Raw genomic sequence first — 1,345 nt, forward strand, 5'->3', positions numbered from 1 at the left:
CGTAATCAACATCGCACCCGGCCCAGACCACACCGCCGCTGCCGCCGAACCAGACACCCCCACCCGCACCAACCGAGGAACCACAACACCCCCATCGCGAACCCCAACCTCCGGCTCCGCCAAACTCAAAACCTGAGGCCACAGCGACGCCGAAAGCTCCTGACCCCCGCCATCCAACAGAGTGATCCGGTCCGGATGCTCCGCCTGCGCCGACCGCAACAGACCCCACACCGACGCCACAGCGAGACCGTCAGCCTCACCACGGGCCGCCGCCACCAAACGCGAACCCGCGAACCGCTCCTCAGAAAGCCAGTACTGCACCATCTCCAACGCCGCCAAGACCGTGGCATGAACCTGCCCCGCTACCCCGTTGGCGGAGCCATCCACAAGCGGATCAGCCAGCACGACCTCAGGCACAGGACCGTCCGCCGCTGCCAACGCAGCCAGGTCCGGATACGTCGTCACCTCTGCTCCGGCTTCACGCAACGTCCCGGCCACACCAGCTTCCGCATCGGCATGCGAATCGACCACCGCAATGGCAGACGGCAGGCCATCCGCCGAGTCGGCCACCGTGGTCCAGTCCACCCGGAACAACGAATCGCGACCAACAACCTGGTCAACACGCACGTCATCCGCCGCTACCGGGCGTACGAGCAGAGCCTCCACGGAAACCACCGGATCCCCGGCAGCATCGACCATCTCGATCGCGACCGCACCCCGGCCAGTGGGCGTCAGCTGCGCTCGCACCGCCGTGGCCTCGGAAGCGTGAAGCCTCACGCCCTCCCAGGAGAACGGCAGTCCCACGCTCGGCTCGCCCTGGTTTCCGCCAGCGGACCCCACCGCATGCAGTACGGCATCCAGCAGAGCCGGGTGCACACCGAACCCACCGGCCTGCACCTCATCCGGCAGTTCGACCTCAGTGAACAGGTCGTCACCACGCCTCCACACAGCCCGCAGCCCCTGGAACCCCGGACCATAGTCAAAGCCCAGCTCCGCAAGACGCTCATAGTGATCGCCGAGATCGACCACCTCGGCACCCGCAGGAGGCCAAGCGGTCACATCGAACGTCATGCCCGCCCGCTCCTGGGCCGAGCTGCCGGCAGCCAACAAGCCCGTCGCATACTGCGTCCAGGGCTCATCCGCAGCATTCTCAGGCCGCCCGTGCACAGTGAACAGCCGCCGACCGTCCTCCGCGGCTTCACCCACACCTACCTGAACCTGCACGGCGCCGTGCTCGGGCAGCATCAGCGGTGCCGACAGGGTCAACTCCTCGATCCGCTCACACCCCACCTCGTCACCGGCCCGCACCGCCAACTCCACAAACGCCGTCCCCGGCAGCAGAACC

The 1,345-nt window shown here is 67.3% G+C and carries 1 protein-coding gene; it reads right to left on the reverse strand.

Translation table 11 applies throughout. From position 1 onward, the window contains the following. Positions 1-1,345 (reverse strand): SpnB-like Rossmann fold domain-containing protein (locus JK363_RS41220; protein ID WP_201883456.1); only part of this gene is annotated, 1,345 nt, incomplete at both ends.

It is taken from the genome of Streptomyces coffeae (assembly GCF_016741875.1).
GTDB classification, from domain to species: Bacteria; Actinomycetota; Actinomycetes; order Streptomycetales; family Streptomycetaceae; genus Streptomyces; species Streptomyces coffeae.